At 50.0% G+C, this 23285-nt stretch carries 22 protein-coding genes, 2 tRNA genes and 1 riboswitch; of the genes, 13 read left to right on the top strand and 11 right to left on the bottom strand.

The window, feature by feature from the left end; translation table 11 throughout:
- Window positions 1-62 precede the first annotated feature (62 nt).
- The 4 genes from H8K38_RS12230 to H8K38_RS12215 all read right to left on the bottom strand — a co-directional run bounded on the left by H8K38_RS12230 (window position 63) and on the right by H8K38_RS12215 (window position 4597).
- Window positions 63-791: an SIMPL domain-containing protein gene (locus H8K38_RS12230; protein ID WP_186885111.1), complete on the bottom strand. Its 729-nt coding sequence runs from the start codon at window positions 789-791 to the stop codon at window positions 63-65.
- A gap of 523 nt (window positions 792-1314) precedes the next feature.
- Window positions 1315-2331: a ketol-acid reductoisomerase gene (gene ilvC, locus H8K38_RS12225; protein ID WP_186885110.1), complete on the bottom strand. Its 1017-nt coding sequence runs from the start codon at window positions 2329-2331 to the stop codon at window positions 1315-1317.
- Between the two features lie 57 nt (window positions 2332-2388).
- Window positions 2389-2880 carry an acetolactate synthase small subunit gene (ilvN, locus tag H8K38_RS12220; RefSeq protein WP_186885109.1) on the bottom strand — a complete coding sequence of 164 codons (492 nt, stop codon included), beginning with the start codon at window positions 2878-2880 and terminating at the stop codon, window positions 2389-2391.
- 1 nt (window position 2881) lies between these two features.
- Complete coding sequence (locus H8K38_RS12215) at window positions 2882-4597, bottom strand: acetolactate synthase 3 catalytic subunit (RefSeq protein ID WP_186885108.1); 1716 nt, start codon at window positions 4595-4597, stop codon at window positions 2882-2884.
- A gap of 527 nt (window positions 4598-5124) precedes the next feature.
- On the opposite strand from H8K38_RS12215, the gene H8K38_RS12210 reads away from it, so the two are divergent.
- The 13 genes from H8K38_RS12210 to H8K38_RS12150 all read left to right on the top strand — a co-directional run bounded on the left by H8K38_RS12210 (window position 5125) and on the right by H8K38_RS12150 (window position 17532).
- Complete coding sequence (locus tag H8K38_RS12210; protein WP_186885107.1) at window positions 5125-5697, top strand: RNA polymerase sigma factor; 573 nt, start codon at window positions 5125-5127, stop codon at window positions 5695-5697.
- On the top strand, window positions 5694-6110 hold the full coding sequence (locus H8K38_RS12205; RefSeq protein WP_186885106.1) for a DUF3619 family protein: 417 nt from the start codon (window positions 5694-5696) through the stop codon (window positions 6108-6110). The genes H8K38_RS12210 and H8K38_RS12205 overlap by 4 nt, the downstream gene beginning before the upstream one ends.
- A gap of 2 nt (window positions 6111-6112) precedes the next feature.
- Entirely contained in the window at window positions 6113-6829 is a 717-nt protein-coding gene (locus tag H8K38_RS12200; RefSeq protein WP_370587094.1) for a DUF3106 domain-containing protein, read from the top strand.
- A 3-nt stretch (window positions 6830-6832) separates the two neighbouring features.
- Window positions 6833-7345: an RDD family protein gene (locus tag H8K38_RS12195; protein ID WP_370587093.1), complete on the top strand. Its 513-nt coding sequence runs from the start codon at window positions 6833-6835 to the stop codon at window positions 7343-7345.
- A gap of 65 nt (window positions 7346-7410) precedes the next feature.
- Entirely contained in the window at window positions 7411-8082 is a 672-nt protein-coding gene (locus H8K38_RS12190; RefSeq protein WP_186885105.1) for a TetR/AcrR family transcriptional regulator, read from the top strand.
- On the top strand, window positions 8079-8660 hold the full coding sequence (locus H8K38_RS12185) for a TIGR00730 family Rossman fold protein (RefSeq protein ID WP_186885104.1): 582 nt from the start codon (window positions 8079-8081) through the stop codon (window positions 8658-8660). The genes H8K38_RS12190 and H8K38_RS12185 overlap by 4 nt, the downstream gene beginning before the upstream one ends.
- Window positions 8661-8806: 146 nt before the next feature.
- Window positions 8807-9016 carry a DUF3460 family protein gene (locus H8K38_RS12180; RefSeq protein WP_186885103.1) on the top strand — a complete coding sequence of 70 codons (210 nt, stop codon included), beginning with the start codon at window positions 8807-8809 and terminating at the stop codon, window positions 9014-9016.
- A gap of 99 nt (window positions 9017-9115) precedes the next feature.
- The gene (locus tag H8K38_RS12175; RefSeq protein ID WP_186885287.1) at window positions 9116-9892 is read left to right on the top strand and encodes a ScpA family protein; all 777 of its coding nucleotides are present in this window, start codon (window positions 9116-9118) and stop codon (window positions 9890-9892) included.
- Between the two features lie 34 nt (window positions 9893-9926).
- The gene (panC, locus tag H8K38_RS12170) at window positions 9927-10766 is read left to right on the top strand and encodes a pantoate--beta-alanine ligase (RefSeq protein ID WP_186885102.1); all 840 of its coding nucleotides are present in this window, start codon (window positions 9927-9929) and stop codon (window positions 10764-10766) included.
- Window positions 10766-11653: a cobalamin-binding protein gene (locus H8K38_RS12165; protein ID WP_255422946.1), complete on the top strand. Its 888-nt coding sequence runs from the start codon at window positions 10766-10768 to the stop codon at window positions 11651-11653. Before panC ends, H8K38_RS12165 begins: the two co-directional genes overlap by 1 nt.
- Before the next feature lie 160 nt (window positions 11654-11813).
- A complete protein-coding gene (gene rarD / locus H8K38_RS12160) occupies window positions 11814-12698 on the top strand; it encodes an EamA family transporter RarD (RefSeq protein WP_186885101.1) in 885 nt (294 codons plus the stop codon).
- A gap of 127 nt (window positions 12699-12825) precedes the next feature.
- Window positions 12826-12923: riboswitch (TPP riboswitch) on the top strand.
- A 58-nt stretch (window positions 12924-12981) separates the two neighbouring features.
- A complete protein-coding gene (locus H8K38_RS12155; protein WP_186885100.1) occupies window positions 12982-15117 on the top strand; it encodes a TonB-dependent siderophore receptor in 2136 nt (711 codons plus the stop codon).
- A 669-nt stretch (window positions 15118-15786) separates the two neighbouring features.
- Complete coding sequence (locus H8K38_RS12150) at window positions 15787-17532, top strand: methyl-accepting chemotaxis protein (RefSeq protein ID WP_186885099.1); 1746 nt, start codon at window positions 15787-15789, stop codon at window positions 17530-17532.
- Window positions 17533-17658: 126 nt separating this feature from the next.
- Here H8K38_RS12150 and H8K38_RS12145 read toward each other — a convergent pair whose 3' ends face one another.
- The 7 genes from H8K38_RS12145 to tolB all read right to left on the bottom strand — a co-directional run bounded on the left by H8K38_RS12145 (window position 17659) and on the right by tolB (window position 23228).
- Window positions 17659-19116 (bottom strand): Ppx/GppA phosphatase family protein, encoded by a 1458-nt coding sequence (locus H8K38_RS12145; protein WP_186885098.1) that lies wholly within the window; start codon window positions 19114-19116, stop codon window positions 17659-17661.
- Between the two features lie 98 nt (window positions 19117-19214).
- Entirely contained in the window at window positions 19215-20123 is a 909-nt protein-coding gene (locus H8K38_RS12140; RefSeq protein WP_186885097.1) for an SAM-dependent methyltransferase, read from the bottom strand.
- 155 nt (window positions 20124-20278) lie between these two features.
- A tRNA-Lys gene (locus tag H8K38_RS12135) sits at window positions 20279-20354 on the bottom strand.
- Window positions 20355-20407: 53 nt separating this feature from the next.
- Window positions 20408-20483, bottom strand: a tRNA-Lys gene (locus H8K38_RS12130).
- A 71-nt stretch (window positions 20484-20554) separates the two neighbouring features.
- Entirely contained in the window at window positions 20555-21328 is a 774-nt protein-coding gene (ybgF, locus tag H8K38_RS12125) for a tol-pal system protein YbgF (RefSeq protein ID WP_186885096.1), read from the bottom strand.
- Between the two features lie 103 nt (window positions 21329-21431).
- On the bottom strand, window positions 21432-21968 hold the full coding sequence (gene pal, locus H8K38_RS12120) for a peptidoglycan-associated lipoprotein Pal (RefSeq protein WP_186885095.1): 537 nt from the start codon (window positions 21966-21968) through the stop codon (window positions 21432-21434).
- A 33-nt stretch (window positions 21969-22001) separates the two neighbouring features.
- Window positions 22002-23228 (bottom strand): Tol-Pal system beta propeller repeat protein TolB, encoded by a 1227-nt coding sequence (gene tolB, locus H8K38_RS12115; protein WP_223827021.1) that lies wholly within the window; start codon window positions 23226-23228, stop codon window positions 22002-22004.
- Window positions 23229-23285: the final 57 nt, after the last annotated feature.

Raw genomic sequence — 23285 nt, 5'->3', positions numbered from 1 at the left:
TTTGCGCTGGCAGTATAACCCTGTTTATCGGTCAGGCAAACCCGCAAGCACGAGTGTATGGTCTATTTCAGTCGCAGTTTTCCAGTGATTTTTATATTCAATGAAGTAAATCCTGGCTCGAAGCTGGGTTCCGTTGTGGCTGCGTCGGCTCTGGCCGCTTTGAGCATCATCGGTGCCGCTTCAAACTGACGCAATTCACTGCCGGCGTTATCGAAATCGAGAGACTCGATCACAATATCATCCGGCTTTTTACCCAGCGTCGATGCAATCATTTTTACTTTGTCAGAGAACTGGTGGTAACCAGCCTCAACCCGTGCGGCCTCGAATTTTTTAATCGCTGCATCAGATAAGCCAAAATTGACACCGTTCAGCGCCAACACTTTCTGCCCTGCTGCTGCCGTCGACGACAACTGCGCAATGTTCGTGGTTTTCACCTCCAGATACTGACCTGAACGCCACCCGATGATCTGGCGCTTGACAGGCTGCACGGCCGCATTGGCTGGGGTTTCAGCATAGATGGGGTAAGAATAATAAGACCGCGTCCGCAGCTCTGCCTGCGGGTCTTCTTTCCTGATCAACTCAGTACCGGATTTCATTTTCTGATTCACCCGCGACGCTGCCGCAGTCTTGTCTTTGTCCTGCTCTTCGATATAAAAATTGAGCACGGCCTGATCATTGTCCGCCTTCACGTCCGCCGATCCTGAGACCGTAATGACGGTGCCAGTGAGCGTCTGCGCGACAACCGGCAATGCCAGCAAACAAGCAGCAGTCAAGCCAAGTAGTTTTTTCATGATCATTCCCCAGAAATGTTGGTATTGTTAATTCAGACAAGTCTTCTTGATTCAAGTTGCAAAGATACCTCTTTTTCAATGATCACACCCATCTACGATTCAATTAATGACTTCACTGGGAATCGAATTTCAGAGTTAACCCTGGGAATTAACCCGTTTCAAGCCTTAAATATACTCCCCCCAGTATATTTAAAACCCCTATATTTCATTAAGACATATACGCGAAAATGAAACATACTCCCCTATTTTTCAAATTTCACGGGTAAAACAAGGGATATTTGAAGGCAAAAAAAATCGCCCGTTGGACGACTTTCAGCTTTCGGGCTGCGCGCACCTGTAAGCGCACGCCGGATGACGCCCGACGATCTGAAGAATTAGTTCTTCGATTGATCAACTAGTTTGTTTTTCGCAATCCAAGCACACTCGTAGGCGTAAAAAAAAGTCGTCCCAGTGGACGACTTTTAGACTTCAAGCTGCGTGCGCCTGCCAGCGCATGCTGGATGATGCCCGGCGATCTCAGCAATTAGTTTTTGCTTTGATCAACCAGTTTGTTTTTAGCGATCCATGGCATCATCGCACGCAATTTTGCACCGACTTCTTCGATCTGATGTTCTGCAGTCAGACGACGACGGGAAATCAAGGTAGGCGCGCCTGCTTTGTTTTCCAGGATGAAGCTCTTCGCGTATTCACCAGTCTGAATATCTTTCAGGCATTGGCGCATCGCATTTTTGGTGTCTTCCGTCACAACGCGTGGACCTGTCACGTATTCACCGTACTCGGCATTGTTAGAGATCGAGTAGTTCATGTTAGCGATACCGCCTTCATAGATCAGATCAACGATCAGTTTCAATTCATGCAGACATTCGAAGTACGCCATTTCCGGAGCATAACCAGCTTCGACCAGAGTTTCGAAACCCGCTTTGATCAGTTCAACAGCACCGCCGCACAACACAGCTTGTTCACCGAACAAATCTGTTTCTGTTTCTTCGCGGAAGTTCGTTTCGATGATACCGGCACGGCCGCCGCCATTCGCCATTGCATACGACAAAGCGATATCACGGGCAGAGCCGGATTTATCCTGATAAACAGCGATCAGGTGTGGCACGCCGCCACCTTGCGAATAAGTGCCGCGTACGGTGTGGCCTGGTGCTTTCGGGGCGATCATGATGACGTCCAGATCAGCACGTGGCACAACCTGACCGTAGTGCACATTGAAGCCGTGTGCAAACGCGAGTACCGCACCTTGCTTGGCGTAAGGTGCAACGTTTTCGTTGTAGACCTGAGCGATGTTTTCATCCGGCAGCAAAATCATGATGACATCAGCAGCTTTCACCGCGTCGTTCACTTCTGCGACCTTGAGGCCAGCGCCTTCTGCTTTAGACCATGATGCGCCGCCTTTACGCAAAGCGACCGTCACGTTACAACCGGAGTCGTTCAGATTTTGCGCGTGTGCATGACCTTGTGAACCATAACCGATGATGGCAACGTTTTTACCTTTGATCAGGGACAGATCACAATCTTTATCGTAGAAAACTTTCATTTTTTATCCTATTTAATTTGAATGATTTTTATATGCCAGAGGCAGATGAATACTTACTTATACCTTGAGGATGCGTTCGCCACGTCCTATACCTGAGCCACCCGTTCTGACTGTCTCCAGAATTGACGCACGGTCGATGGAATCAATGAATGCATCCAATTTACCTTTGTTGCCCGTCAATTCTATGGTGTAGGTTTTTTCGGTCACGTCAATGATGCGGCCGCGGAAAATATCCGCTGTACGCTTCATTTCTTCGCGCTCTTTACCTACCGCTCTGACCTTGATCAGCATCAGCTCGCGCTCAATATGCGCGCCTTCGGTCAGATCAACCACTTTCACCACTTCAATCAGACGATTCAGGTGTTTCGTGATCTGTTCGATGATGTCATCGGAACCGCTGGTGACGATGGTCATGCGGGACAAGGTCGGGTCTTCGGTCGGCGCAACCGTCAGCGTTTCAATATTGTAGCCACGGGCAGAAAACAATCCGACCACGCGGGACAATGCACCGGCTTCATTTTCCAGCAGGATGGAGATAATGTGTCTCATATCACAGATCCTCCGAGCCAAGCAGCATTTCAGTCAGGCCCTGACCCGCCTTCACCATAGGCCAGACATTTTCTGTCTGATCGGTAATGAAGTTCATGAATACCAGTCTGTCTTTCATTGCAAAGGCCTCACGTACTGCGCCATCAACGTCTGCAGGATTTTCAATTTTCATGCCGACGTGACCATAAGCTTCCACCAGTTTGGTGAAGTCCGGCAGTGAATCCATATAGGACTCGGAATAGCGTGAACCATAATCAATTTGCTGCCACTGTCTGACCATGCCGAGGAAGCGGTTGTTCAACAGAATAATCTTGGGTGTCAGGTGATATTGCTTGCAAGTCGCCAATTCCTGGATACACATTTGTATCGAGGCTTCGCCGGTAATGCAGGCAACGGTCGCATCAGGATTTGCCATCTGCACGCCCATCGCGTATGGCAGGCCAACGCCCATCGTGCCCAGACCACCGGAGTTAATCCAGCGACGCGGTTTATCGAAACGGTAGTATTGCGCCGCCCACATCTGATGTTGTCCTACGTCGGAAGTCACAAAAGCATCGCCATTGGTCACTTCCCACACTTTTTCAACCACCGATTGCGGCTTGATGAGCTCAGACGAAGTGGCATATTTCAGGCATTCCTTGCCGCGCCACTCGTTGATCTGTTTCCACCATGCGGCCAGCGGTTTCGGATCAGGACGGGTTTCAACTGCGCTTAACTGCGACAACATCTCTTGCAATACGTCTTTGACATTACCAACAATAGGAATGTCCACTTTCACGCGCTTGGATATTGAGGAAGGGTCAATGTCTATATGAATAATCTTGCGCGTATTCGACGCAAAATGCTTAGGATTGCCAATCACGCGGTCATCGAAACGTGCACCGATCGCAATCAGCACATCACAGTGCTGCATCGCCATATTGGCTTCGTACGTCCCATGCATACCGGGCATACCGACGAATTTTTCGTCGCTGGCACGATAAGCGCCAAGACCCATCAGCGTGTTTGTGCAAGGAAATCCCAGCTCATCCACCAGCTTGTTCAATTCAGCAGAAGCGTGCGCCAGAATAACGCCGCCACCGGTGTAGATCATCGGCCGCTCTGCCTGCAGCAATAGCTGAACCGCTTTACGAATCTGACCAGCATGTCCTTTATCGACAGGCTTATAAGAACGCATCTCAACTTCACGCGGATAGCTGTAGGTGGTTTTGTGCATGCTGATATCCTTAGGAATATCAACCAGCACAGGACCAGGGCGTCCGGTTGTTGCGATGAAAAATGCTTTTTTGATCGTCTCTGCCAGATCCCGTACATCTTTGACCAGGAAATTATGTTTCACGCAAGGACGGGTAATACCTACCGTGTCACACTCCTGGAAAGCATCCTGGCCAATAACGGCACTGGAAACCTGACCCGAGATGATCACCATAGGAATCGAATCCATGTAAGCAGTTGCCAGACCGGTCACCGCATTGGTAACGCCAGGTCCGGATGTGACCAGAGCCACACCTACTTTATTGGAAGAACGGGAGTAAGCATCAGCAGCATGAATTGCAGCCTGTTCGTGACGAACGAGGATATGCTGAAACTTATCTTGTTTGTAGATTGCATCGTAGATATAAAGTACTGCGCCGCCCGGATATCCGAAAACATGCTCAATACCTTCTTCGGCAAGACACTTGACCAGTATCTCTGCGCCTGTAAATTCTGAACTCATTATGTTGTCCTTTCAAGGTCCATAGGAAATTGATCGGATGTTCTTTCCTGGCGAAATCGACATGTAAATCCGGTGAGCTGATATTCCTTTTTGTACCGCGACATTTTCTTTTACACCCCCGTTGGGCGTGGTACCGGAAAATGCTTAAGGCACTCGTTCAATCAGTGTTAAGGCTTTACAACGACAAATTTCTCACGCTTGTGGCATGGGTCAGAACAAACAGCTTCATTAAAGCGCACTTGCGGGCAATAACATTGTGGGTTATTCCAGCCAAGTATTTGATACCCCGAGATTTTGAGGTGGACTCATACGGTAATGCGTTGCAGCATTTTGGTCAAGCAGAATTATTCTTTTCTCTTTTTATCAATGACTTATTTGATCCGGGAAAATTCGCCGCAAGACAAAACTTGGGACACGTAAGGCTATTTTTGCTAGGATATGCGCAATTTTAAAAGCAGGCAGCTTTTTAGCGCATAGCGCCACTATTGACAAGTAAATGCACCATCACTATATGAATATCGCCAACAATGGCTACTGATAAAGAATTATCGAATTTCCTGGAAAATGTGGAAAGGCGTGCGTTCAAGCATGCTGTCTATACGGTCAGGAACGAGGAATCAGCGCTGGACATTGTCCAGGAAGCAATGATTAAACTCTCTGAAAAGTATGGCGACAAGCCGGCAAATGAATTGCCCATGCTGTTTCAGAGAATATTGCAAAACACCATTCTGGATTTTTTCCGGCGTGAGAAAGTGCGGAATACCTGGGTCAGCCTGTTTTCCAGCATTACGCCCGGCAATAATCAGGAAGATGATAACTTTGACTTGCTAGAAAGTTACGCTGCGGAAGAAGGAACAGAAGCAGCAGAATCGACTGCGGATAAGTTAGAACGCGAACAGGTTCTGAATATTATTGATGATGAAATAAAAAAGCTGCCTGCACGTCAACGGGAAGCCTTCCTCATGCGTTATTGGGAAGACATGGATGTCGCAGAGACAGCCGCAGCAATGGGCTGCTCAGAAGGCAGCGTCAAAACGCATTGCTCTCGTGCAACCCACGCACTGGCCGCCAACCTCAAGGCTAAAGGAATACAGTTATGAACTACTCAAAAGAATCGCAGGATCTTGATTTTGCCTACAAGGTAAAACGTGCTCTGAACGAATCAGCAGAAAATATCCCATCTCCGGCACTGGAGAGACTGGCGCAAGCCCGCAAGCTTGCTCTTGCCCGCAAGAAGCAGGAAGCCCCTGTCAGCGTACTGGCAATCAAAAACGTCTTCGCCGGGGTAAATGGTTTTGCGTCTCAAGGCATGGGCTCTTGGTTTGGCAAAGTGAGTTTATTGCTCCCTATGCTGGCGCTGGTTGCCGGATTGTTTGGTATTTATGAGTACGAACAGCAACAAAACATCAGCGAGTTAGCTGATATTGATGCCGCTGTCCTCGTTGATGAATTACCGCCCGCAGCTTATGTCGATACCGGCTTTACCGCTTATCTGAATAAAGCGGAGGAGTAAACGTGGCGTTTTCCAATTTACGTCATTACGTATTTTTCCTGCTTTTCAGTGCTGGCCTGCCATTTGCGCTGGCGGGCGGCACTAATACTGTGCCGGCTTCAAAACCGGCAGCCACACCTGCAATTCCAGCACCTGCCACACTGGTAAGGCCATTGTGGTCGGAGCTGAGTGCTATGCAAAAACAGGCATTGGCGCCACTGGCAGGAGAATGGGATAAGTTCCCCGAAGGCCGCAAGAAAAAATGGCTGGAAATAGTCACACGCTACGCAAAAATGAAGCCGGAAGAGCAAGTTCGCGTGCAAGAAAGAATGCGCGAATGGATTAAGCTCACACCGGAACAACGCATGGCAGCGCGTGAAAATTTCGCGAAAAGCTCGCTGGTGAAACCTGAGCAAAAATCAGCGCAGTGGCAGCAATATCAGCAACTCAGCGCCGAAGAAAAACAACGTCTCGCGCAGGAGCACGCAAAGAAAAAAAGCGTGACCAATTTATCGCCGGATCTGGTGAAAAATCCGCAAATACTGGCACCGATTAAGCTGGGCCCTAAACCACCGGCAAAACCAGCGTTAGCAGCGCCGATCGCGCCAATAACACCGGCGCCAGCATCGGCAGCAGCATTAGTGGCCGCACCTGCGCCAGCTTCCGGCAGTCTGCCTGCCGTCAGTGAACCTGCCGTCGCTCCGGCAGCGGGTTCTGCATCCCAAGCCGTATCGAAATAATCTGTGAACAGCGTTTTAGCCACACCCACTTTACGTCGCCGTTTAATTTGCATGGTCTATGAGGCCTTGCTCTTATTCGGCATCGTCTTTGTTGCCGGTTTTTTGTTTGATGTCATCACGCAAAGCAAGCACGCACTGACCTTGCGACATGTACGGCAAGTATGGCTGTTTATCGTCATCGGTATTTATTTTGTGTTTTGCTGGACCCGTAGTGGACAAACGCTTGCGATGCAAACCTGGCGCATCCGCGTGGCAGATACCGACGGCAAAAAACTTCCGTTGGTGAAGGCGATCGTCCGCTATTGCCTTGCCTGGATGTGGTTTATTCCAGCAATGGCCATCAATTATCAGCTCGGACTTAAAGAGTGGCCGATGGTAATCGTTCTCGGTATCGGCATCGCAGGCTGGGCGATGACATCACATCTCGACGAACATGGTCAATTTTTACACGATAAGCTCGCTAAAACACGCTTATTTCACGTTTCTTCTGAGAACGAGAAAATTGCCACAATGTAGCGAGAGGTTTTGCTGTTGAACAGAACGATGTTATTCTAATGAAATAATTTTTCGAGAAGAATCACATGCAACACAAAGCTCCTCGCCGCACCCGGGAACGCATCCTCGAACTTTCCCTCCGCTTGTTTAATGAATTTGGTGAGCCAAACATCACAACAACGGTGATTGCCGAAGAAATGAATATTTCGCCCGGCAATCTGTATTACCATTTCCGTAATAAAGACGATATCGTCAACTCCATTTTTACCCAGTTTGAGGCGGAAATTAATAAAAAGCTCGCCTTTCCGCAGGGTAGAAAAGCAAATATTCAGGATATCTGGACCTATCTGCATCTGACTTTTGAGCTGGTCTGGCGCTATCGCTTTTTCTACCGCGATCTGAGTGATTTACTGTCTCGCAACCGTAAGCTGGAACTCAACTTCAAAGAAATCCTGTCGCATAAAATCAAAGTCGCCACCGATCTCTGCCACGACTTGCGTGCCGACGGTGAATTCGAAGCAACCGATATGGATATAGATGCACTCGCAACCAATATGGTGGTAGTCGCCACTTACTGGCTGTCGTATGAATATGTGCGTAATCCGCGTAAATATTCAGAGCTGCAAACCATGTCGGAATCACTGGCGCGCGGCTGCTATCAGGTCATCGTACTGATCAGCCCGTATTTACGCGGTGAAACCAAACAAGTGTTTGAAAAAATGTCGCAGAATTATCTGCAAAAAATGAATCACTCATGAAAGCAATCTGCGTTTATTGCGGCTCAGCGGCAGGTATCCTGCCCGCCTATGCGGCTGGCGCCAGACAACTGGCAGCAAATCTGGTCGAACAACAGCTGGGGCTGGTCTATGGCGGCGGCAACGTCGGCCTGATGGGTATCATTGCAGATGAAGTCATGCGACTTGGCGGAAACGTCACCGGCATTATCCCCAAAGCCCTGATGGATAAAGAAGTCGGTCATCGCGGCCTGAGCGAGCTGCATATCGTCAAAAATATGCATGAGCGCAAAGCCATGATGGCGGAATTATCCGATGGTTTTATCGCTATGCCAGGCGGCATAGGCACACTCGAAGAATTATTCGAGGTCATGACCTGGGCACAACTGGGTTTTCATGACAAACCGATAGGCTTACTGAATGTCGAAGGCTTCTACGACGGTCTGTTGCAATTTCTGAAGAATACCCAGCAACAAGGTTTCTTGCGCTCAGCGCATTTGGAACTACTCTATTCCAGTAGCAATCCGGCAGAGTTATTACAGCACTTCGCGACCTATCAACCTGTACACATACGTAAATGGGTAGATAAGCCTGACTTGTAATCTGTCATTACTCTGCCACAGACGCGTCGCTGGGAAGCGCCTGTGCCTGCGAATACTTTCCATCCATATCTGGACGAATGCGGTTTTCCCGGAAATACAGAGTAAAATGCCGCTTCATCCGTTCTTTACGTGTTTATTTCAATACTATGAAATTCTCCAAGCAATTTTCTCTGTACGAATCCGAAGCAACTGGCTTTCTCAAAAGTTTAAAAACTGCGAACCCTAAGCTGGAGCAAAGCCAGCGTGACGGTCGCGCGCTGTTATGGGACAAAACTCCGGTTGATCTGGAAACGCAAAAAAACAATCTGGAATCCCGCGTGCCTCAACAAGCTTACGTTTACCAAAACAAAGGCTGATCCTGTCAGAGCGCCCTGCTTGTGACTACTTCTGAACTTCCCTCGTCAGAGTTACCTCTGGTCGGTGCCGTTGATAGCACGCCCGATGTCGTTGACGGCATGGCGTTTGCGCGACTGTACGGCGAGCCATTGTTCAAGCTGCCGAATGATTTATACATTCCGCCAGATGCGCTGGAAGTTTTTCTGGAGGCATTCGAAGGGCCGCTGGATTTATTGCTGTATCTGATCCGCAAACAGAATTTCAATATTCTCGACATTCCGATGGCGCAAGTAACCTTGCAATATCTGAAGTATGTCGATCAGATTCGCGAACATAATCTGGAACTTGCCGCAGAATATCTGCTGATGGCTGCCATGCTGATCGAGATTAAATCGCGCATGTTGCTGCCATCCACCAAAAGCAATGCCGAAGACGAGGCTGAAGACCCGCGTGCGGAATTGGTACGACGCCTGCTCGAATATGAGCAAATGAAACTGGCTGCTTACGATTTAAATGCGATACCGCAATTAGGCCGTGATTTTTTGCATGCGCAGGTATTCGTCGAGCAAAACACGGTATTGCACTGGCCGCACGTGGAAATCGCCGATATACAAGCCGCCTGGGCCGACATCATGAAGCGGGCAACGCTGGTGGCGCATCACAAAATCAGCCGCGAAGAATTATCGGTACGCGAACACATGTCCGGTATTTTACGCAAGCTGCAATCGACTAAATTTGTCGAATTCTCCGAACTGTTCGATCCTTCCCGTGGCGCGCCGGTACTGGTCGTGAATTTTGTCGCCTTGCTCGAACTGGCGAAAGAAACGCTGATAGAAATCACGCAGGCCGAAGCCTTCGCGCCCATCTACGTCAGACTCGCCTATTCGCCAGTCTGAGTATCATTGATAACCGAAACATCACACATTCATTATGAAAATCATTTCATCCATTGAAGAATTACGCGACCATCTGAGCGGTCAGTTACGCACGGCATTTGTGCCAACCATGGGCAATCTGCACGAAGGCCATCTGTCGCTGATGCGACTGGCAAAAAAGCATGGTGACCCGGTGGTCGCCTCGATTTTTGTCAATCGTCTGCAATTCGGACCGAACGAAGATTTCGACAAATATCCGCGTACTTTCCAGGCTGACGTAGAAAAGCTGGAAAAAGAAGGCGTCTATATTTTGTTCGCGCCGACAGAAAAAGATCTGTATCCGGAGCCGCAGGAATTCCGCGTCCGTCCGCCAGACGATCTCGGCAATATTCTCGAAGGCGAATTCCGCCCCGGCTTTTTCACTGGCGTAACCACGGTGGTGTTGAAATTATTCTCTTGCGTACAACCGCGCGTTGCCGTGTTCGGTAAGAAAGACTATCAACAGCTGATGATCGTCAGAAATATGAGCAAGCAATTTGCCTTGCCAACCGAAATCATCGCCGCCGACACTTTCCGTGCTGATGACGGCCTCGCCTTATCGTCGCGCAATATGTATCTCTCTGCCGAAGAGCGGACCGAAGCACCGGCGCTGTATCAGGCATTGAATCAGGTTGCAGAAGAAGTCCGTGGCGGTCATCTGGATATGTTTGAACTCGAACGCAAAGCCATGGCCAGCCTCACAAATCGTCACTGGAAACCGGATTACATTGCGATCCGCAAACGTGCCGACCTGCAACCGCCATCTGCTGGCGATATCGCGCAAGGCGCGCCGCTGGTGGTGCTGGCAGCCGCGAAGCTCGGCAATACCCGTCTGATCGACAATCTGGAAATCTGATGACATCCCTGCGCATGCTGATTGGCAGCGTCTGCATACTGCCTGCACTGCTGGTCAGCGCCAGCAGTGTGGCGGCGGTCAGTGTCAAAGACGATGCGCAGCGTACGATTACGCTGGATAAACCAGCGCAAAGAATCATCAGTCTGGCGCCGCATGCGACCGAATTATTATTTGCAGCTGGTGCCGCAAAAAGTATCGTTGCCGTCAGTGATTACAGCGATTTCCCCGCCGCTGCAAAGGCCTTGCCATCGGTCGGCAATGTCTTTGCCTTAGATCTGGAAAAACTGCTGGCCTTAAAACCTGACCTCGTAGTGGTGTGGGGCACAGGTAGCGGCAAATTACTGGTTAACAAATTACGCGACAATCACATCACCGTTTTTGAGAGTGAGCCTCGCGATTACGAGATGGTGGCCTCCTCGCTGGAACGACTGGCGATACTGGCTGGCACGCCAGCCGCTGGTAAAGCGGCCGCAGAGCAATTCCGTTTGCGGCTCGCCAACCTTCAGAAACAATATCAGAGCGCACGCGACAAACCCATCAGTGTCTTTTATCAAGTCAATCGCAAGCCGCTGATGACGCTGAATGATACGCACATGGTCTCGGCGGCGATACGCTTATGTGGCGGAAAAAACGTCTTTGGTGCACTGAAAGAAATCAGCCCCACCGTGTCAGTGGAAGCTTTGCTGGCGGCGAATCCGGATGCCATTATCACTGGAGGCAGCAACACCGATAGCCTGAATGAGTGGCGACAGTTTTCAGTGCTGACTGCAGCAAAGAAAAATCATCTGTACGCAGTGAATGGCGATTGGCTGAACCGCGCCGGGCCACGCATACTCGATGGCACCGAAGCACTCTGCAAGCAAATTGCTGCGGCCAGAGAAAAGTAAAACGGGCTTACGCCCCCAAGTCATCTCCTCTATCGGCCCACTATCCGCCCACTATCCGCACAATTCAACGCAACAAATAGTTACCCCTCAAGCATGATTCTGTCTTTACGAGGATAATTCATGCCTCAGCCGCTGTGCGGCTTTTTTCTGGATATGATACATGCGTAAAGGCATCTTCCTGGCAGGCTCCGCTTACATCGTCTGGGGTCTGTTTCCACTGTATTTCAAAGCACTGCAAAGCGTTCCCTCCTTAGAAATACTGATCCATCGTATGTTATGGTCGCTGCTGTTTTTAGCCGGCGTGCTCGCCTGGCGTCAGCAATGGTCATGGCTGAGCGCTGTCCGTCGCCAGCCGAAAGTGATTGCCGGTTTTACGCTCAGCGCCCTGCTCTTGTCGAGCAACTGGTTTATCTACATCTGGGCGGTCAACGATGGTCATGTCGTCGATGCGAGTCTGGGTTATTTCATTACACCGCTGGTGAATATTCTGATCGGCTCGGCGGTGTTGCGGGAAAGGCTGCGTCCGGGTCAATGGCTGGCCGTCGCCTTTGCGGCGCTTGGTGTCGCCTGGCTGACCTGGCAAACCGGCCATCTGCCCTGGGTGGCCTTAGCGCTCGCGATCACCTTCGGCACTTACGGTCTGTTGCGTAAAACATCCTCACTGGGCGCGTTGGAAGGCTTGTCGCTGGAAACGATACTGCTGTTTCCCTTCGCTTTCGCTTATCTGGCGTGGCTGACTTTGCATGGGCAAAATGCGTTTCTTGTACAAGACAGCCACATGCAGATATTGCTCGCACTCAGCGGCCCGATCACGGCGATACCGCTGTTACTGTTCGCCGCCGGTGCCCGCCGGATTCCGATGACGACACTCGGTTTACTGCAATACATCGCGCCCAGCGTGCAACTTTTACTCGGCATCTGGGTGTTTCACGAAGCGTTTGATCAGCATAAATTGCTCGGCTTCATTGCGATCTGGGCGGCGCTGCTGGTGTATTCCATGGAAGGCATGTGGATCAGCTTCGCAGCCAAAAAACAGGGAGTATAAGCCTGATTGCACCAAATCTCAGCGTATTTGCTGGGGGTTTTAAGATACTCCCCCCAGTATATTTGAGGCAAAAAAGCACACCAGGTGTGCTTTTTTTTATTGAGCTAAACGATTCATGTTAAAGTGGCGCCTTCGCTAGGGGTCCTGGAAATGTTTTTCCGGGTGAGAGAGTCCCTTATACCTGATCTGGATAATGCCAGCGAAGGGAAGCGCAAAGTTCATGCCTCTGCCACGTCCTTTTGTGTACTCCCGCGCTGTACTTCACCGCAACCGAGAGTACAACATGAAAAACCCATCTGCACATCATCTTCATCCACGCCGTTTATCGTTGATCGCGATTGCTGTCGCACAGGCATTTGCATGGAACGCGGCGCACGCGCAATCCGTTGAAAAAGACTTACCTGAAGTCGTCGTCAGCGGCAACCGGCTCAGCGATGCCAAAGCCGAACGCACCAAAGCCGCCGGTTTTCTGGATACCGCACTGATCGAGACACCGTTTTCGGTCACCGCGTGGACGACGCTGCAAATGCAGGATTTGCGCATACGCCAGACCACCGATGCGATGAAATTCGATGCCAGCGTGAATGACGCCTATAACGCGATCGGCTATGCCGAGCAATTCTCGATTCGCGGTTTTGCGCTGGATAATTCCAGCAGCTATCGCAAAGATGGTTTTGCGATTCCGGGCGATGCCTCGATTCCGCTGGAAAATAAAGAACGCGTTGAAATCCTCAAAGGTATTTCCGGATTCCAGTCTGGCTTTGCCACGCCGGGCGGCATACTGAATTATGTGACCAAGCGCCCGACCACATCCGCACTGCGCAGCATCACCACTGAAATGTCAGAACGCGGCACTTTGTATGGCAGTGCCGATCTGGGCGGCATGAGCGCCGACCGCCAATTCGGTTATCGCATCAATGCCGCAGGCGAACGCCTGCGCTCGTATGTCAAAGGGGCGAATGGTGAGCGCCAGTTTATTTCCGGCGCGTTCGACTGGCATTTGTCGTCGCAGGCTTTGCTGCAACTCGATCTCGATTATCAGCACAAATCACAGCTCTCAGTGCCGGGCTTCCAGCTCACGAATGGCACCGATCTGCCACGCAATATCAGCGCCGATATGATGCTGAATCAACAGCCGTGGGCGAAACCGGTCGATACCCGCAACACCAATGTGGGCGTGCGTTTTGAATACAAAATCAACGCCGACTGGAACGCCAGCTTTGCGGCAAATCAGCATGAATTCAAACGCGACGATTACACCGCGTTTCCGTATGGCTGCAGTTCTGCCAATCTGGCCCCGGGCTATTGCGCGAATGGCGATTACGATGTGTATGATTATCGCAGCCTGAATGAGTCGAAATCGATGACCGGCACCCAGGCGCTGCTCAGCGGTAAATTTAACACCTTCGTATTCGCCCATACGTTTGCAGCAGGTTTATCCACTTCCCGCCGCAAAGATTATTTTGGCGATTACATTTACGATTACGCTGGTACCAGCAATTTGTATAACCCGGTTGCCGTTGCACCATCGCCAAATCAGCCGGGAGCGGCCAGCTTACGTCGCACCGATAAAGAATGGTCGGTATTTGCTCAAGACATCATCAGCCTCAGCGATGCCTGGAAACTGCACGCCGGCGTGCGCCATCTGCATATAGAGCGCACCCAACTCGATAATCCCGGCTATGACCGCAATGCCTGGGTGTCGAATGCTGCGCTGGTCTATCAACCTGTGCAATCCATGTCTTTGTACGGTTCGTTTGCGCAAGGGTTGGAACATGGCGGCATCTCCCCTTTCGGCACCAGCAATCAGAATGTCATGCTGAATCCGGCACGCTCGAAACAACTGGAGTTCGGTATCAAGAGCGATCTGAACCGTGATCTGAGCATCACTGCGGCTGTTTTCCGCATTCAGAAACCACTCGAATATACCAACAGCGCCAACGTTTATGTACAGAATGGCGAAGCGCAACATACCGGGCTGGAGCTCGCAGCACAGGGCAAATTAAGTTCGCAACTGTACCTCGGCGCCAGCATCACCGCGCTGGAAGCGAAACAGCAAGACACCGGAAATGCCGCGCTCGATGGCAAACGCGTGTTGAACGTACCTAAGCTGAAATCCAGCATCTATGCCGACTACGCTGTGGCGCAAGTCAAAGGGCTGAATCTGAATGCGAGCTGGCAGTATTCCGGCAATAAAGCCTATTCGCCGGATAACGCGGTGATTGTGCCCGGCTATCAGGTCGTGAATCTGGGTGCGCGTTACGTGACCAGCATTGCCGGCACCGCGACGACCTTGCGCTTTAATATCGACAATGCATTCGATAAATTCTACTGGCGCGATGTCACGCAATCCCTCGGCGGCTACTTGCTGCCGGGCGCCTCACGGATTTACAAACTGTCTGCACAGTTTGATTTCTGATTCTGCCGGTCTCTGATCTGAGCTGAAACTTAGCAACAATCCTCAGAAATCTCACAGAAGAAAAACGACGATACGCGATGGCGATCGTCGTTTTTTTATTGCTGGATTGTTTACCAGATTGATAGTCAGTCTGACTGCTATTTGATGGCAGCAGGTCAATTTAACGAAAAATATACTGGGGGGAGTATTTTCTAACACCCAATAGATTCAAAGAGATTTAAGCGAAAATTGAACATACTCCCTACTTTTACCAAAAAACACGAACCCAGAACACGTTTTACAAATCCAAAGCAGAGCAGAATGCTGAATGGCGAGAGGTATCAATCAAAAAACAAACGTGTTTCAACACACCATGCCAGCAGATCAAGCAAAAGATCGAAATTAACTGGATTTTGTTGTTATTGCCGCAATGTTGATATAAATCAACGTTTCTATATTAACATAGTGCTTTATATAGAATTGATCGCTTTGATTGCCTAAATCGGTTTCGATAAAGTTACCCGATCTTTATCTGCCAGCGTCCGGCCGGGCTGAATTAATCTGAATCGGACAGTGACTGCAAACCGTGAACGATGAGGTGTTTTTTACCCCTGCCTCATATCACAAAAAAATATGCCACATTTGTACCCCCCCTAAGAAAAAATTTTCTTTAACAAGACAGGAAGAGACATGAAACTCAGCTTTCGCAGCAAACTTTATTTACCACTCATCATCAGTTGGCTTTGCCTGCTCGGTATCAGCACGGTGAATGTATTGCAAAATAAAGCACAACGCTTTGAAGAGCGACAGATTGCATTGCGCTTTGCGACGGACGTCGGTATGTCAACAGTGAAAGAGTACGCGGCGCTGGTCAGTTCTGGCGCGATGCCGCTGGAAGAAGCCCAGAAACAAGCGCTGGCGCGCCTCAAGGCCATGCGCTACGGCAAAGATGGTTACTACACCGTGATCAACTCTCACCCGACTGTGGTGATGCATCCGATCAAAGCCGAACTCATCGGTAAAGATGTCAGTGACTTCAAAGACCCGGGCGGCCAGTTTTTCTATCGGAATGTCGCAACCATTGCCAAAGGTGCAGGTGAAGGCTGGGTAGAGTACGTCTGGACCAAACCGGGCAATGCAGATCCTAAGCAGGTATTTCCCAAAGGCGCCTACGTTCTGACCTATAAGCCGTGGGACTGGACCTTCATCACCGGCTTATACCTCGACGACCTGACGGATGCCTTCATCAAAGATCTGTGGAATGCCATCTTTTTGCTGGCAGGTATCGGCATCATCTTGAGTGCGATCATCGTGATCGTGGCGCGCAATATTGAGCGCGCCATCGGCGGCGAACCGGAATATGCGGCCGACATCGCGAAAGGCATTGCCGCCGGCGATCTGACGATAGATGTCCACACCCGTGAAAACGATCAGGACAGCCTGCTGTTCGCGATGAAGAGCATGCGCCAGAGTCTCGCCAAAGTGGTTGGCGAGGTACGTCAGAGCACCGATATGATCGCAACCGCCTCCAGCGAAATTGCCTCAGGCAATCTGGATTTATCAGCGCGTACCGAAGAACAGGCTGGCTCGCTCGAAGAAACAGCAGCTTCCATGGAAGAGCTGACATCGACCGTCAAACAAAATGCGGAAAATGCCCGCCAGGCTAATCAGTTGGTATTATCCACCGCCGATGTGGCTGCCAAGGGTTCCGTGGCGGGCACAACGGTGGTCAATACGATGGAAGCCATTAACGGCTCCTCGAAGAAAATTGTCGACATCATCAGTGTGATTGATGGCATCGCTTTTCAGACCAATATTCTCGCTCTGAATGCGGCAGTGGAAGCAGCGCGCGCCGGTGAACAGGGACGCGGATTTGCGGTCGTCGCGTCAGAAGTCCGCAATCTGGCACAGCGTTCCGCCGCAGCCGCGAAAGAAATCAAAACACTGATTGATGATTCGGTTGAAAAGGTAGGGCTGGGTTCACAACAAGTAGGTGAAGCGGGCCTCGCGTTGCAGGAAATTGTCACCGGCGTCAATCGCATCACAGATGTGATGAGCGAAATCACGGCGGCCAGCCATGAACAGCAGTCTGGCATAGAACAAGTGAATCAGGCCATCATCCAGATGGATCAGGTCACGCAACAAAATGCCGCCTTGGTAGAACAAGCGGCCGCGGCTTCAGCCGCGATGCAAGACCAGGCCAGAAATCTGGCGAACGTGGTCAGCATGTTCAAGCTGGACGCGTCACAAACAACGATCAGCGCGTCATCGCCGCACACAACACGTGCGACACATACGACACCAGTAAAAGCATCGCCACGGATCGCCAGCCAGCGTCAGGCGCAGCCGTTGAAAAAAATTGCGAGTACAACGAAACGTGCGAGCACAACAAAACCAGCAACAACGAAAGAAAACTCAGACTGGGAAGAATTTTAAACGTATCAGCACGAACTGCTGTGACGAAGGATCTGGTGCAGGTTGATAAAAAAAGCTCATAAAAAAGCTCATAAAAAAGGCTCGCATGTTGCGAGCCTTTTTTTTATCAATCTGTTTTCTATGACTTCAGACATTTGCCCGCACCAGAAAATCCATGCCAACCTCACGCCAGCATTCGGTTTCTTTTTGCAACCAGTAAGCCACCGTCGGATGCAGAGAAACCCAGTCGCGGCGCATGTCGAGTTCGATATTCTTTTTCATTTTGAGACGAATATCTTCATAGTCAATTTCTGCGCGTGAATGCATCAGCATCACGGCCAGACGCAATGCCAGCACCGCTTTGGCAAAATCCATTTCAGTCAGGCCTTCACTGATTTTGCGCAAATTACCTTTCTGACTGAGGATCAGCTTACTCATGATCCTTTGCTCGCTGGTGGTAAACCCCGCCATGTCGGCATTTTCTATCATGTAGGCGCCATGCTTATGGTAACCAGTGTGAGAAACGACCATGCCTACTTCATGCAACATCGCACTCCAGTACAACAAGCGCAAATAGGTATCGGATGCCGGTTTGAGTTGCTGATAAATCGATTTCACCATATCTGCAACGCGATTGGCACGTGACATGTCGATATGGAAAAGCTGGGTAATTTTCTGCACCGAGACTTCGCGCCGGTCGCGTTTGGTCGCACGTAAATACAAGTCCCACATGACGCCCATGCGCAGACCAGCTTCAACCGGCAACAATACTTCGATGTTAAATTCCAGCATCAGCCCGATCAGAATCGCCAGCCCACCGATCACCATAGCGACGCGCTCGGGTTTGATGCCGTTCAATTCAAGTTCGCTGAGTTGTCCGCAGCGGATGCAGTATTGTTTCAGTGCATTCAGACTTTTTAAAGTCAGTTTGCCATCGCCCAGACCATTGTTGACGATCGCATCGGCAATCGCCCGCATCGTGCCAGATGAACCGTAAGCCTTGCGCCAGTGCTGCGGCTGATATGGTGGCGCAGCATCTTCAAACATCGATCTTGCGGAAAGAATAGCCGCTTCAAAAGCCGCTTCCGTCAGACGTCCATCCGGAAAAAAACTGGCGCTATGCTTGACGGTGCCTATGCTGAACGATTCCACCTTGATGATCTCGTGCCCACGTCCGAGTATCACTTCCGTCGAGCCACCGCCGATGTCCATCACCAGACGGCGCTCATCGGGCACAGGAATCGCATTCGATACGCCCATGTAAATCAGGCGACCCTCTTCTTCACCGGAAATTACGTCAATCGGATGACCAATCGCTGCTTCGGCTCGCGGCAGAATGGCGGCAGAATTTTTAGCGATACGTATCGTATTCGTCGCGACAACACGAACACTGTCAATCGGATAGGCATTCAGAATTTCACGGAAGCGCGCCAGGCAATCAACCGCATTTTGTATCGCCTGCGGCGTCAGATTACCATCCGCATCGAGCCCGGCCGCCAGACGGATAGGCTCACGCGCACTTTTAACGACACGAATCGCATCACCTTCATGACGGGCGATGTGCAAACGAAAACTGTTGGAACCAAGGTCAACGGCAGCCAGCATGTTTTCTATCCTTTACTATCAATACCATGAGAGAGATACAGCACGTCAGAGTGAAAATGATATTAATCATTTTTTATGACCTGCAAGTGACGACAAATTTACGGTGTGACAAAAAAACGTCGCTGCATAGTTTCCAGCCCCGTCGTCTTCAGCACTTCCGCCAGCCGCTCTGCCGGACGTTTCGCAGGCAGACCTTTGTATTCAGCAATGATCAATTCATTTTTCATCGAATGCTCCCATCCTACCAGCTCAGTGACGCGAACCTGATAGCCATGCGCCTCTAACTGCAGGCAACGCAACACGTTGGTAATCTGGCTGCCAAACTCGCGCGTATGTATAGGATGACGCCACATTTCAGATAAAGGATTATTGCGCACCGCATCGCTTTTATTTTTGCGCAATTCAGCGGCAACTTCAGCCTGGCAGCAAGGTACCAACACCATAAATTTAGCCTTCTTTTTCAAGGCAAACTGTATCGCATCATCCGTCGCTGTATCACATGCATGCAAAGCGGTGACGATATCAATCTGGTCTGGCAACTGGTCTGAGGTAATCGACTCTGCCACGGATAAAGTCAGGAAAGACATACCGGGAAAATCGAGACGCCGGGCAAGTTCTGTCGATCGCTGCACCAGTTCATCGCGGGTTTCAATCCCATAGATATGCGCTTTGCTTTGCGACTGGCCGACTTTAAAGAAGAGGTCATACAAAATAAAGCCGAGATAGGACTTCCCTGCCCCATGATCGACCAGACTGATATCGGCATGGTCTTTTTGCAGGGTTTCCAGCAAAGGCTCGATGAATTGATATAAGTGATAGACCTGCTTGAGCTTGCGGCGGCTATCCTGATTCAGTTTGCCATCGCGCGTGAGGATATGCAGCTCTTTGAGTAACTCCAGCGACTGGCCGGGGCGGATTTCATGCTTTTCATTGTGATCTGCCGCATCCTGCCCGCTTTGCCCGTCTGATTTGTTTTGTTTGTTTTTTTTGACTACAGGCTTTTTCATGATGGACTGTCCGCTAAGCTAATCAGGAATGATAATTCCAATTCACAGGCGATGGGAGAACAATACAAAAGTTTGCATTGTGCCGGTCACGGCTTCTCTCGTCATGATTGGAAAAACAAAAAAGGACTCAGGCATACACCTGAGTCCTTTTGTTTTGGTAGGCCGTGCGGGATTCGAACCTGCGACCAACGGATTAAAAGTCCGCTGCTCTACCAGCTGAGCTAACGACCCAAAACTTGCTAAAAAAATTAAAGACTTACATGACATAAGTCTTTTTGTATTCGTGGTAGGCCGTGCGGGATTCGAACCTGCGACCAACGGATTAAAAGTCCGCTGCTCTACCAGCTGAGCTAACGACCCGAAAGACCGAAATTATATGGTGTTTTCAGGCCGCTGTCAATGGCATGAACAGGATTAAATCCTTGTCAGACTTACTTCGCCGATGTCATACGGTTCTTCGCTGCATGCGCCGCTTCGCTTTCCGGATATTGCGCAATCAGGCTTTCCAGCGTCTTCTTAGCCGCGTTTTTATCTTTCATCTCAGTCTGGCAACCAGCAATATTTAACAACGCATCAGGCGCCTTGGGGTGATCCGGATACACTTTCACCAGTTGTTGCATAGCCACAATCGTGTTCTTACAATCACGCTGTGCATAGTATGAATTGCCCATCCAGTACTGAGCCGAACCAGCAAAGGCTGACTGCGGATACGCCACCAGAAAACTGCTGAACGATGTCACTGAATTTTTATAATCACCGGCCTTAAATAAACTGAGCGCATTGTCGTAAGCGCGCTGTTCATTTGGCTCTACCGTTGCCTCTTTGCCGTCGACCGTCAGGCGCTTAGGCTCAATCTTACGCAGGCGATTATCCAGATCGACATAAAAATCCTGCTGGCGACGCTGGGTATTGGCGATGTCATTCGCCAACACTTCCACCTGTCCGCGCAACTTAGCTATCTCAGCACGCAGCTGTTCATTTTCATTAGCCAGATCCAGCGCTGTACCTTTGTCCGCTTTGGTATCGAGTTTATTATCCAGACGAAGATTTACTGCATCTACTTTAGAGCGTAAATCCAGAATCGCTTTACGCGCTTCATCGTCATCAAAAATTCCTGCCGATGCCAGCGAAGGGATCAGGGCAGTGGAAAAAGCCGCTGACAGAGCAGCCATGGCAAAAGAACGACGAATAGAGGTCAATTTCATAGCAATCAAAAATAGAATGAAAGACGCCGGATATCCTGAGTGAGGAATCCGGCGTCAAATAAGCTCAAAAGACCGCCAAGGGCACTTTTAAACTACGCTGCTATTACTGATAAACGATATCAGCACGGCGGTTTTCTGCCCAAGCTGCTTCATCGTGGCCTTCTGCTTTTGGTTTTTCTTTACCCAAAGACACTGCCTCGATTTGCGCTTCAGAAACACCCAACAGACTCATAGATTTACGAACAGCTTCAGCACGTTTCTGACCCAGAGCCAGATTGTATTCGCTGCCGCCACGTTCATCGGTATTACCCTGGATCAGGATCTTACGGCCTTTGTTTGTGCTCAGATATTTGGAGTGCGCTTCAACCACAGATTTGTAATCATCTTTAACGACATAGCTATCGAAGTCGAAATAAACGCTACGTTTCGCCAATACACCTTTTGGATCGTTCAAAGGATCGACAGAACCAGTATCAACTGTTTTAACAGCATTTGGGTCAGCCGGAGTCTGAGTTGTTGCAACTGGTTTTTCTTCGATTTTTGCTTTGTCTTCGAGTGGTACTTTAGAAGCACAAGCAGTCATCAGAACAACGCTGGAAACCAGCATAGCCAGAGTTTTGGATTGGGATGTGAAGCGCATTTTCTCTCCTGATTAAAAAAAAGTGATTACAACTTATTTCATGAAAGGACCCCAGGTGGGCTCCCGAATATCTCCGGCTTGCACCGTCAATTTTTGCTTAACTTTACCATCGACAGAAACCACTGCCAAAGCACCACGTCGCCCAGATTCGGTTGCGTACATGATGTAGCGACCATTTGGCGAAAAACTTGGGGATTCGTCTTTACTTGTATCTGACAGTCTTTGTTCCTGACCACTGACTAAATCAAGCGCATACAACTGAAACTTACCTTCGCGGCGCGAGATATAAGCTAAAGTGCGACCATCCGGTGAGATCCGCGGCGTTATATTATAACTCCCGCTGAAAGTCACGCGCTTGGCTTCTCCACCGTTACTGTTCATACGATAGATCTGCGGGCCGCCGCTGCGGTCACTCAGGAAATAAATTGACTGTCCATCGGCTGAAAACTGTGGCTCGGTATCAATGCCACTACTACTGGTCAGACGTTGCAAACCAGACCCGTCCGCATTGACGGAATATATCTGCGTCAAACCATCACGTGACAATGCAATTGCTAACTTTGAGCCATCCGGGGACCATGCTGGTGCCGAATTGCTGCCTTTGTAATTCGCAATCACCTTACGTTCACCGGTCATCAGATTCTGCACCCAGATCACAGGTTTTTTCGCTTCAAACGACACATAGGCGACCTTGGTGCCATCCGCCGACCATGATGGTGAAATAATCGGTTCATTGGAACGCAATGCCACACGGACACCTTCGCCGTCAGCATCAGCAACTTCAAGTCGATACTCGCGCCCGGCCTTGGTCACATAGGCAATACGCGTCGAGAATGCACCACGCACGCCGGTCAGCTTTTCATAAATATCGTCCGCAATCTTATGTGCGGTCTTGCGTGTATTTTCAGGTGTTGCCGCAACAGAGAAGCCGGATAAGGAGGCCGATTTCATCGTATCGAGCAACTTGTAGCGGACATCAAAACGACCATCTGCAAGACGCTGCACACTGCCGACCACCAGCGCTTCGGCGCCGCGCTTTTTCCACTCATCAAAATTAACCGGACTGGTTTCAGTGATGACCGCACCAGCCTCGATAATTTTGAAATAACCGCTGCGATTCAGATCGTCTTTAATGATGCTGGTGATTTGCTGCGGCGTCATAGCCTCATCCGCAAATGCGGCAATCGCCACCGGAATCTGACTCGATCCCACACCCGCAATTTCAATACGCAACTGCGCACTGGCTGGCGCAATCAACATGCTGCCAGTCGCGGAGGCGAGCGCGACACGAACAATAATTTTTTTCAAAAAAGACAT

Source organism: Undibacterium sp. FT79W, from assembly GCF_014284215.1.
GTDB classification, from domain to species: Bacteria; Pseudomonadota; Gammaproteobacteria; order Burkholderiales; family Burkholderiaceae_D; genus Undibacterium; species Undibacterium aquatile.
Note: the sequence above shows the minus strand (reverse complement) of the source record. Positions and strands in the feature narration are given on the sequence as shown.